The sequence below is a fragment of the Bradyrhizobium sp. genome (assembly GCF_049519115.1).
GTDB lineage: Bacteria > Pseudomonadota > Alphaproteobacteria > Rhizobiales > Xanthobacteraceae > Bradyrhizobium.
The window spans coordinates 16,228-26,048 of sequence record NZ_JBEKRB010000046.1 but is presented as its reverse complement, the minus strand read 5'-3'; the positions used below and the strand labels follow the sequence as shown (position 1 = coordinate 26,048).

The following is a 9,821-nucleotide window of genomic DNA, read 5'->3' as shown; positions in this document are numbered from 1 at the left end:
TTGCGTCTGCGAGATCGGAAATATCTGGAAACAAAAAAGTGGCCACGTTGCCGTTATTCTCAGGCAGAGGACTCATGATGCCGCCCGTGCCGCCTAACATCCTTGTCGTGGAAGACGACCGCGAGACGCGGGCTCTGATCGCGAAATATCTCCGCACCAACGCCTGCAACGTCACGACCGCCAACGACGGCCGCGAGATGGCCCGCGCTTTGACCGACCATCGCGTCGACCTCGTGATCCTCGACGTGATGCTGCCCGGCGAGGACGGCTTGAGCCTGTGCCGGAAAATCCGCAGCGAGTCGCAGGTGCCGATCATCATGCTGACCGCGCGCGGCGAAGACGTCGATCGCATTCTCGGCCTCGAAATGGGCGCCGACGATTATCTTGCAAAACCCTTCAATCCCCGCGAACTGCTCGCCCGTATCAATGCCGTGCTGCGCCGACAGGCCGCGGCCCAGACCGCAAGCGCAGTGATGGGCGCCACCGTGCTGACCTTCCAGGGCTGGCGGATCGATTTCCGCCTGCGCGAATTGCGCAATCCGGCCGGCGCGCGCGTGGCAATGACGTCGGCCGAATTCGATCTGCTTCGTGCTTTCTGCGAGCGGCCGGGCCGGGTCTTGTCGCGCGACAGTCTGCTCGATTTGACGCAAGGCCGCAGCGCCGGCTCGTTCGAGCGCTCGATCGACGTGCTGGTGAGCCGCATCCGCCGCAAGATCGAAACCGATCCGCAGGATTCCAGCATGATCAAGACCGTGCGCTCGGGCGGATATCTGTTCACGCCGACGGTGGAGGCGGCATCCGCGCCTCTCGATGCCGTCAAATGAAGCTGGTCGATTTCCTGAACTTGAGAACCATCGGCGGCCAGATCACCGCGCTGGTGATCGCATCGATCGTCGCCATTCATCTGATCCTGACCATCCTCTTCCTGATCAGCCGTCCGGATCAGGAGCCGCCCGATCCCGGCATTGATCGCGGTCACGCGCAGTTTGGCGCGGCCGTGCAACTGCTTGGCGCCGCGGCTCCCGCCGATCGCCCGCGGCTGATGAGCGATCTGGCGCGCGCCTTTCCCAAGCTCGACATCGAACCGTTGCCGCCGGGTTCTGTTCCCGCCGAAGCGGGTGACATGGAAGGTCTCGACCTGCGCGGCCTGCACCGGCGGCTCGACAGCAGCTATCGCATTTTTCCTCTCGCCAATGACCAGAAACACCAGAAGGTCGGCATTGCGCTGCCCGACGGCAGCCTGATCTCTGCGCGGGTATTGCGCGACCCGCGGCCGCGGCCGTTCTGGGCCGGATCGTGGATCGCGACGCTGTTGTTTGCGATCGTCAGCGTCAGCCTGCTCAGCCTGTGGGCGGCACGCGCGCTGACGGCGCCGCTGTCGGCCTTTGCCAGGGCGGCCGAGAGTTTCAGCGTCAACGGCGCGGCCGCAGCACTTCCCGAGCGCGGGCCGGAAGAAATCCGGTTTGTCGCCAAGGCGCTGAACCGGATGCGCGAACGCATCACCGTATTGATCGACGACCGCACCAAGATGCTCGCCGCCATCAGCCACGATCTGCGGACGCCGATCACGCGGATGCGGCTGCGGGCGGAGTTCATCGAGGACGAGGTGCATCGCCGCCGCATGATGAGCGATCTCGACCAGATGCGCTCGATGCTGGAATCGGTGCTGTCGTTTCTGCGCAACGACCGCAAGCTCGAAGCGATGACCCTGACCGACATCGCCTCCACGCTGCAACTCGTCGCCGACCAGTTCTCCGACATCGGCCACAAGGTGTCCTACGAAGGGCCGGAACACGCGATGGCGACGGTGCGGCCGGACGACCTGACGCGCAGCGTCACCAACCTCGTGGAAAATTCCGTCAGATACGGCGCGCTCGCCACCATTCGTCTGGTGGCCTCGCCCGACACGGCGACCATCGAGGTCGAGGACGACGGTCCGGGCATTTCCGATGCCCGCAAGGAAGTGATGCTGGAGCCGTTCGTGCGCGGCGACGACGCCCGCAACATGGACGACACTACCGGCTTCGGGCTCGGCCTTTCGATCGCGCGCGCCGTCGCGCTGGCGCATGGCGGCAAGCTGTCGCTGCACGACCGGCAACCGCACGGGTTGATCGTGCGCATCGAGCTGCCGGTGCGGCAACAAAGCCGAAAATCGGCGGCGTGAAATCAGGCGGCGATCGCTTCGCCGTCCGCCTCTTGGGGTTCAAAATAGGCCACCGACTCGAAACGATAGTCGCAGGCCATGCAGCGCCAGAGATAGAAGGTGCGGCCGACTTCGTGCTCGACCCATTCCGGCAATGCGATCGATCTGCCGCACTGGGCGCAGGGATTTTTCCGGGGCAATGAACGGAGTCCGATTCCGGGCATGACGTAGCTCCCGTTTGCAGGTCTTTGGTGACCAGGTCTCTGATGAGATGTCTGTGTCTCGCACCTGAACGCGATGGGACAGTCATGCTGTCAGACCGGCGCGCCTCGGGCGTGCGGGTTGTGAACCGGCAATGGGGCAAATCAGCGGCAATGTCGTCACGACGCGGCGTCGTGATGAATCAAATTCGTTTATCGTTTGAATTTACTTCGCGTTTCCAATTCACTTCACAGCGGGTTCCGCCGTGTGCAGCGCACCCGCCTTGCGAAGGTGGATTGTGGCGACGTCGTCGCTGTAGATTTTCTGCCAGCCGTCGATGTGATCGAGCAGTTTGGTCGCGGCACTTTGCGTGCGCATCAACGTCGCCTGGATCTGATACTCGCCCAGCAGACGGAATAGATTTTCCGGCTCCATCAGGCCGGAAGCATTGTTGTGATCGACAAAGAATTTCTCGCCGTAGAGTTCGGTGCGGCCGTCGATGAAGGGCGCAACGCCGCTCGCAATCAGATAACCGCCGAAGTCGTAGTCATTGAAGACGCGTTCGAGGTTGAGCTTCTTCAATTCGGCCACCGCCACGACCGGCGAATTGCTGGTGTTGGGCGCGAAACGATGCATCTCGGCAAAGATCAGCGTGCCCGCCGCCAGCACCACCGCAAAGCAGGCGACGATCACCCCGCGCACGGGCCGCAGCGAAGGCAAGGAGGTTTCCGGGCCGCCGATCTGAGGCGCAAGAGGGGCAGCGAGAACCAGCGGCGACAGCAGCGCCAGGATTTCCGCGGCGCGTCCCTGCGAAAGCGCCATGTGAACGAGCCCGAGCAGGATCACGATGCGGATCGGCGGCAGGACGATGCCGCGATAGAGCGCGAGCCCGATGGCGCCGAGCAGGCAGATCTCGAACGGACGCACCGTGGTGAAATCGGCCGCCCGCCATTCGGTGATCAGCGGCAAGGCGCTGCCGAGCGCCAGGATCTTCCGCGACGCCAGCAGCGATTCCCAGCCATAGGGGGTGCAGCAGCCGGCGCCGAGCGCTAGCCCCGCGAATAACGCCCATCGCGCCGCCAGCTTCATCCGGTCGCCGGCTTGCGCGTTGATCACGGCATCAAGCGCGATCGGCGCGACCATCATCACACCGAAGACAAAGCCGCCATGGAGGTTGGCCCACAGCGCCATCAACGGCAGCAGCCCGAACGACGGCGCGGTGCGCCGGTCGGCGGCCGCGATCAATTCGCCGATCCAGGCGACCATGATCGGCAAAGCCAGCACATGCGGCCGCGCCAAAAGATGCGGCGCCGTCAGCGCCAGCGCGACTGCGACGAAAATCAACGCCGCGCTCTCGTTCAGGCTTCGGACCAGGTATCGCGCCAACAGCGCGAAGGTCGCGGCACTCGCGGTCGCGGCCAGCACCACCAGCCCAGTCCAGCCGAACCACGCATAGACCTCGGCATAGAGAACCTGCGCCAGCCACTGCGTCGAAATCCAGGGCGCGCCGCGCATGGTGAAGGAATAGATGTCGGTGTGGGGCACCGCGTGATGGTCGAGGATCCACTGCCCGACCGTGATCTGCCACTGCGTGTCGGGATCGAGCAGCAGGCGATCGCCGCTGATGATCAGCACCGCATAGGTCACGACGCCGACCCATAGCGGCAACGATCCGCGTATGATCTTGGTGTCTGGCGCGATGTCGGCGGTGGCCAACGACATGGAAACGTTCCGCAATGTCCTTTTAATTGAGCATGATCTATTCGGAAAACCGCTACACACTTTTCCGGCCCAGGCTCGAGACTCGCCGCGGATCGAAGCACATCAGGGCATAATTCCTGGTAAACCGGACTTGCGCGATTGGCATACACCCAGGGAAGAAAGCTGGCTTTTCGCCATATCCTCGCCGCCTCCGTCGCATTCCATACGCGAACCGGCCGGCTTTCGGCCGAAGGGTCACCTATTCCATGAAGCCTCTGTTAACCCTCACCTCGCTCGCTCTGGCGATCGCCCTGCTCTGCCCAAGCGGGGCATTCGCCCAGCGCAGCCAATATGAAGAGATGGTCGCCAAGCATGCACAGGCCAATGGCGTCCCTGTGACGCTGGTGCATCGGGTGATCATACGCGAGAGCCGTTATGACGCTTCGCTGGTCGGACGCGGCGGCACGATTGGCCTGATGCAGATCAAGCTCGCGACCGCGCGCAGCCTCGGCTACACCGGCACCGCCGAAGGACTGCGCGACCCCGACACCAATCTCGCTTATGCGGTAAAATACCTCGCCGGCGCCTATCGTGCCGCCGGCGGCGATCACGACCGGACCGTCCGTTACTATGCCGGCGGCTATTACTACGCCGCCAAACGGCAACGGACGGAATCGCGCGTCCCGGATGCAGTGCGCAGTGACGTCATGCCCCGCTGAACGGGTCCCGGGCGCGTTGCACTGCGTCCTGGGCACGCCTGCGAAGCGCCCCGGCCATGCAATCGGCGATGTTCCCGCTTCTACGCGTTGACACTGCTGCGCATCGGCCTAAATTGAGGTTGTTCCGAGGGGAGCTCCGATGAGGAGCTGAGAGACCGCATCCTCTATCCCGTTTCACGGGTCCAGAGACCGCGGTGACCCTTTGAACCTGATCCGGGTCATGCCGGCGAAGGGACAGGGATGTACCAGAGTTCGACGAGCCCACGGGGGCAATCCCCGATTTCCGTCATCGGCGCCGGCATTGCAGGCGCCTGGCAGGCGTTGCTGTTTGCAAGCTCCGGCCGCAGCGTCACGCTGCAAGAGCGCAGTGACGCCGCGATGACGCAATCCACCAGCCACTGGGCCGGCGGCATGCTCGCGCCCTGGTGCGAGGCGGAAGGCGCCGAGCCCGCGATCGTGCGCCTCGGCCTGCGCTCCCTGAAACTCTGGCGCGATTACTTTCCGCAAACCCCGTTCAACGGTTCGCTGGTGGTGGCGCATGCGCGCGACCGCGCCGATTTCGAACGCTTCGTGCGGCTGACCAGCGGTTATCGGCGATTGGATGCGCAAGGCGTCAGCGAAATCGAGCCTTCGCTGGAGGGGCGTTTTCGCGAGGGTCTTTTTTACGCCGACGAAGGTCATGTCGAGCCGCGAAAAATCCTTCCCGAATTGCATGCGCGCATCCGCGAGGCCGGCGGCGCCATCGAATTCAACAGCGACGTCGACCCCGCTGATATCGAAGGCATCGTGATCGATTGCCGGGGGCTTACGGCACGCGACAAACAGAGCGAGCTTCGCGGCGTCAAGGGCGAGCTCATTTTGATTGAAACCGATGAAGTCGAACTGTCACGTCCGGTGCGGCTGATCCATCCGCGCTTTCCGCTCTATGTGATCCCGCGCGGCGACCACCGCTTCATGCTCGGCGCGACATCGATCGAAAATGAAAGTAGCGGCGTCAGCGTCCGCTCCGCGCTTGAGCTGTTGGGCGCGGCCTACGCGGTGCATCCGGCCTTTGCCGAAGCCCGTATCCTCGAATTCGGCTCGGGGCTTCGCCCCGCCTTTCCCGACAATTTGCCGCGCATCGCGGTGAACAACGAGAAGATCGCGGTGAACGGGCTTTACCGCCACGGCTTCCTGCTGGCGCCGGCGCTGGCCGAGCTGACGCTCGGTTATGTCGAGCGCGGCACCATCGATAACGAGGTGATGCGATGCGCGTGATCATCAACGGCGAGGCGCGCGAGATCGCCTCGATGAGCGTCGACGCGCTACTCGGCGAACTCGACTATGAAGGCACGCATTTTGCGGTCGCAGTGAATTACGACGTGCTGCCGAAGAGCCGCTGGGCCGAGACGCAGCTCAAGAGCGGCGACGAGGTCGAGATCATCACGCCGCGGCAGGGAGGATAAGGATGGTATGCGCCACGACTGCGCTGTCGTCCCTGCGAAAGCAGGGACCCATACGCCGTGGCGCCTCTGTTCGAGCACCGCTGGTCGACAATTCCCGCAACAACGGGGGCCGGTGGTTATGGGTCCCGGCTCGCGCTTCGCTTGGCCGGGACGACGAGGATAGACGCTGATGCTGAATTTCTACAACAAAACCTTCACCTCCCGCCTGCTGATCGGCACGGCGCTGTATCCCTCGCCGGCGATCATGCAGAGCGCGATCCGCGCCTCGGCTGCCGAGATCGTGACCGTGTCGCTGCGGCGCGAGGCGGCCGGCGGCAAGACCGGCGATGCGTTCTGGAATCTGATCCGCGAGCTTGGCGTGACGGTGCTGCCGAACACCGCCGGTTGCCGCAGCGTGCGCGAAGCGGTGACGACGGCGAAACTCGCGCGCGAGCTCTTCGCCACCTCCTGGATCAAGCTCGAAGTGATCGCTGACAACGATACGCTGCAGCCCGACGTGGTCGGCCTGGTCGAAGCGGCTGATATCCTGATCAAGGACGGCTTTGAGGTGTTCCCCTATTGCACCGAGGATCTGTCAGTCGCCATGCGGTTGGTCGATGCCGGCTGCAAGGTGGTGATGCCGTGGGCCGCGCCGATCGGCAGCGCGAAAGGCATCATCAATCCGGACGCGCTGAAATTGCTGCGCGACCGTCTGCCTGACATCGCGCTCGTGGTCGATGCGGGTCTGGGCGCGCCGAGCCACGCCACCCGCGCGCTCGAACTTGGTTACGACGCCGTGCTGCTCAACACAGCGATCGCGAAAGCCACCGATCCCGTCGCGATGGCACATGCCTTTAGACACGGCGTCGAGGCCGGCCGCGCCGCCTTTGAGGCCGGTCTGATGGAAGCACGCGACTTCGCCTCCCCTTCAACCCCTGTCGTTGGGACCCCGTTCTGGCATGCCGTATCCTGACCGCTTTTATCCCGTCGTCGATAGCGTCGCCTGGGTCGCGCGGCTCGCGCTGCTTGGCGTCGGCACCATTCAGCTCCGCGCCAAGAACCTGAGCAAATCGGATGCGCTGCAGACCGTGAAGGACGCGCTTGACGTTATCCATGGCACCAACGCAAAGCTCGTGGTCAATGACTATTGGCGCGCGGCGATCGAGGCCGGCGCGAAGCACCTGCATCTCGGCCAGGAAGACCTCGCCGACGCCGACGTCGCCGCCATTCGCGACGCCGGGCTCACGCTCGGCATCTCGACCCATGACGATGCGGAGCTTGAGACCGCGCTCGCCGCCAAACCCGATTATGTCGCGCTCGGCCCGATCTTTCCGACCACGCTGAAATCGATGCGGTTCGCACCACAAGGGATTCCGAAGATCACCGAATGGAAGAAGCGCGTCGGCCACCTTCCGCTGGTGGCGATCGGCGGCATCAAGCTCGAACATGCGCCCGAGATTTTCGCCGCCGGCGCCGATTCGATCGCGGTCGTTTCCGACGTCACCCAGAACGCCGACCCCGACAAACGCGTGCGCGCCTGGCTCAAATTGAAAGAGGCCGCGTGATGGCCATTATTCTCACCGTCATTGCGAGGAGCGAAAGCGACGAAGCAATCCAGTCTTGCTCTACGATTCTGGATTGCTTCGCTGACGCTCGCAATGACGACAACAAGCGCTTGTGCGCACCACAATTGGTAAGGAGGACCCCATGAACATTCGTCCCAACCCCGACACGACCCTTCCCGCCGTGACCACGGGCCCGTTGCCCTCCTCACGCAAGATCTTCGCAACGCCGCAAGCGGCGAGCGATCTGCGCGTGCCGTTGCGCGAGATCATTCTCTCCGAAGGCGCCGGCGAGCCGAACCTTCCCGTATACGACACCTCCGGTCCCTACACCGACCCCAGCGTCGTTATCGACGTCAATGCCGGGCTTTCGCGTCAGCGTACTGCCTGGGTGAAAGAGCGCGGCGGCGTCGAGCAGTACGAAGGCCGCAGCGTCAAGCCCGAAGACAACGGCAATGTCGGCACCGCGCACGCGGCCAAGGCCTTCAACGCGCATCACCAGCCGTTGCGCGGGCTTGACGGCCACAAGATCACGCAGCTTGAATTCGCCCGCGCCGGCATCATCACCAAGGAGATGATCTATGTCGCCGAGCGCGAGAATCTCGGACGTCAACAACAGTTGGAGCGCGCCGAAGCAGCCTTGGCCGACGGCGAAAGCTTTGGCGCTTCGGTGCCAGCTTTTGTCACGCCGGAGTTCGTCCGCAGCGAGATCGCGCGCGGACGAGCGATTATTCCATCGAACATCAACCACGGCGAACTCGAGCCGATGATCATCGGCCGCAACTTCCTCACCAAGATCAACGCCAATATCGGCAACTCGGCGGTGACGTCGTCGGTGGAAGAGGAAGTGGACAAGATGGTGTGGGCGATCCGCTGGGGCGCCGACACCGTGATGGACCTCTCGACCGGGCGCAACATCCACACCACGCGCGAATGGATCCTGCGCAACTCGCCGGTACCGATCGGAACGGTACCGATCTATCAGGCGCTGGAGAAGTGCGACGGCGATCCCGTCAAGCTGACCTGGGAGCTGTACAAGGACACGCTGATCGAACAGTGCGAACAGGGCGTCGACTATTTCACCATCCACGCCGGCGTGCGCCTGCCGTACATTCACTTGACCGCCAACCGCGTCACCGGCATCGTGTCGCGCGGCGGCTCGATCATGGCGAAGTGGTGCCTAGCGCATCACAAGGAAAGCTTCCTCTACACCCACTTCGACGAGATCTGCGACCTGATGCGCAAATACGATGTGTCGTTCTCGCTCGGTGACGGCCTGCGGCCGGGTTCGATCGCGGACGCCAACGACCGCGCGCAATTTGCCGAGTTGGAAACGCTCGGCGAACTCACGAAGATCGCATGGGACAAAGGCTGCCAGGTGATGATCGAAGGTCCCGGCCATGTGCCGATGCACAAGATCAAGATCAACATGGACAAGCAGCTCAAGGAGTGCGGCGAGGCGCCGTTCTACACGCTCGGGCCGCTCACGACCGACATCGCGCCGGGCTATGACCATATCACGTCGGGCATTGGTGCAGCGATGATCGGCTGGTTCGGCTGCGCGATGCTTTGTTACGTGACGCCGAAGGAGCATTTGGGGCTGCCCGACCGCAACGACGTCAAGGTCGGCGTCATCACCTACAAGATCGCGGCGCACGCCTCCGATCTCGCCAAGGGCCATCCGGCGGCGCAACTGCGTGACGACGCACTGTCGCGCGCGCGGTTCGACTTCCGATGGGAAGATCAGTTCAACCTCGGGCTCGATCCGGAGACCGCGTGCAAATTCCACGACGAGACGCTGCCAAAGGACGCGCACAAGGTTGCACATTTCTGCTCGATGTGCGGCCCCAAATTCTGCTCGATGAAGATCACGCAGGACGTACGCGACTACGCGGCGACGTTGAACGACCAAGAGCAAAAGGGATTTGGAGCCGAAGGCGATCAAATCCCGTCTGAAATCGAAAAAGGCATGGCGCAGATGAGCGCCAAGTTCAAGGAAATGGGCTCAAGCGTCTATCTCGACGCGGACAAGGTCAAGGAGAGCAACAAGGCGTTTTGAAGTACGCGGAAC

10 protein-coding genes and 1 riboswitch are annotated in these 9,821 nt (G+C 63.3%); of the genes, 8 read left to right on the top strand and 2 right to left on the bottom strand.

Features of this window, described 5'->3' with window-relative positions:
- Positions 1–77: 77 nt before the first annotated feature.
- Together ABSE61_RS27635 and ABSE61_RS27630 are read left to right on the top strand one after the other, a co-directional pair.
- Positions 78–824: a response regulator gene (locus ABSE61_RS27635; RefSeq protein ID WP_423874352.1), complete on the top strand. Its 747-nt coding sequence runs from the start codon at positions 78–80 to the stop codon at positions 822–824.
- A complete protein-coding gene (locus ABSE61_RS27630; protein ID WP_423874326.1) occupies positions 821–2,164 on the top strand; it encodes an ATP-binding protein in 1,344 nt (447 codons plus the stop codon). Before ABSE61_RS27635 ends, ABSE61_RS27630 begins: the two co-directional genes overlap by 4 nt.
- Positions 2,165–2,166: 2 nt before the next feature.
- Here the strand turns inward: ABSE61_RS27630 and ABSE61_RS27625 are convergent, their stop codons facing one another.
- Positions 2,167–2,367: a hypothetical protein gene (locus ABSE61_RS27625; RefSeq protein ID WP_423874325.1), complete on the bottom strand. Its 201-nt coding sequence runs from the start codon at positions 2,365–2,367 to the stop codon at positions 2,167–2,169.
- Between the two features lie 220 nt (positions 2,368–2,587).
- Entirely contained in the window at positions 2,588–4,066 is a 1,479-nt protein-coding gene (locus ABSE61_RS27620; protein ID WP_423874324.1) for a hypothetical protein, read from the bottom strand.
- 245 nt (positions 4,067–4,311) lie between these two features.
- Between ABSE61_RS27620 and ABSE61_RS27615 the strand changes: the two genes are divergently transcribed.
- The 6 genes from ABSE61_RS27615 to thiC all read left to right on the top strand — a co-directional run bounded on the left by ABSE61_RS27615 (position 4,312) and on the right by thiC (position 9,809).
- Positions 4,312–4,764, top strand: coding sequence for a transglycosylase SLT domain-containing protein (locus ABSE61_RS27615; protein WP_423874323.1), 453 nt, complete (start codon positions 4,312–4,314; stop codon positions 4,762–4,764).
- Positions 4,765–4,881: 117 nt separating this feature from the next.
- A riboswitch (TPP riboswitch) is annotated at positions 4,882–5,017 on the top strand.
- On the top strand, positions 5,005–6,021 hold the full coding sequence (locus ABSE61_RS27610) for an FAD-dependent oxidoreductase (protein ID WP_423874322.1): 1,017 nt from the start codon (positions 5,005–5,007) through the stop codon (positions 6,019–6,021). It overlaps the preceding riboswitch by 13 nt.
- Positions 6,012–6,209, top strand: coding sequence for a sulfur carrier protein ThiS (thiS, locus tag ABSE61_RS27605; protein ID WP_423874321.1), 198 nt, complete (start codon positions 6,012–6,014; stop codon positions 6,207–6,209). Before ABSE61_RS27610 ends, thiS begins: the two co-directional genes overlap by 10 nt.
- A gap of 169 nt (positions 6,210–6,378) precedes the next feature.
- A complete protein-coding gene (locus ABSE61_RS27600) occupies positions 6,379–7,161 on the top strand; it encodes a thiazole synthase (RefSeq protein WP_423874320.1) in 783 nt (260 codons plus the stop codon).
- Positions 7,148–7,753 (top strand): thiamine phosphate synthase, encoded by a 606-nt coding sequence (locus ABSE61_RS27595; RefSeq protein ID WP_423874319.1) that lies wholly within the window; start codon positions 7,148–7,150, stop codon positions 7,751–7,753. The genes ABSE61_RS27600 and ABSE61_RS27595 overlap by 14 nt, the downstream gene beginning before the upstream one ends.
- Positions 7,754–7,895: 142 nt before the next feature.
- Positions 7,896–9,809 carry a phosphomethylpyrimidine synthase ThiC gene (gene thiC / locus ABSE61_RS27590; protein ID WP_423874318.1) on the top strand — a complete coding sequence of 638 codons (1,914 nt, stop codon included), beginning with the start codon at positions 7,896–7,898 and terminating at the stop codon, positions 9,807–9,809.
- Positions 9,810–9,821: the final 12 nt, after the last annotated feature.

What these genes read in the sequence shown, in the direction of transcription:
- ABSE61_RS27620 (WP_423874324.1), bottom strand. Translation starts at nt 4,066, where the DNA reads ATGTCGTTGGCCACCGCCGACATCGCGCCAGACACCAAGATCATACGC.
- ABSE61_RS27610 (WP_423874322.1), top strand. Translation starts at nt 5,005, where the DNA reads ATGTACCAGAGTTCGACGAGCCCACGGGGGCAATCCCCGATTTCCGTC.
- thiC (WP_423874318.1), top strand. Translation starts at nt 7,896, where the DNA reads ATGAACATTCGTCCCAACCCCGACACGACCCTTCCCGCCGTGACCACG.
- ABSE61_RS27595 (WP_423874319.1), top strand. Translation starts at nt 7,148, where the DNA reads ATGCCGTATCCTGACCGCTTTTATCCCGTCGTCGATAGCGTCGCCTGG.
- ABSE61_RS27635 (WP_423874352.1), top strand. Translation starts at nt 78, where the DNA reads ATGCCGCCCGTGCCGCCTAACATCCTTGTCGTGGAAGACGACCGCGAG.
- thiS (WP_423874321.1), top strand. Translation starts at nt 6,012, where the DNA reads ATGCGCGTGATCATCAACGGCGAGGCGCGCGAGATCGCCTCGATGAGC.
- ABSE61_RS27615 (WP_423874323.1), top strand. Translation starts at nt 4,312, where the DNA reads ATGAAGCCTCTGTTAACCCTCACCTCGCTCGCTCTGGCGATCGCCCTG.
- ABSE61_RS27630 (WP_423874326.1), top strand. Translation starts at nt 821, where the DNA reads ATGAAGCTGGTCGATTTCCTGAACTTGAGAACCATCGGCGGCCAGATC.
- ABSE61_RS27625 (WP_423874325.1), bottom strand. Translation starts at nt 2,367, where the DNA reads ATGCCCGGAATCGGACTCCGTTCATTGCCCCGGAAAAATCCCTGCGCC.
- ABSE61_RS27600 (WP_423874320.1), top strand. Translation starts at nt 6,379, where the DNA reads ATGCTGAATTTCTACAACAAAACCTTCACCTCCCGCCTGCTGATCGGC.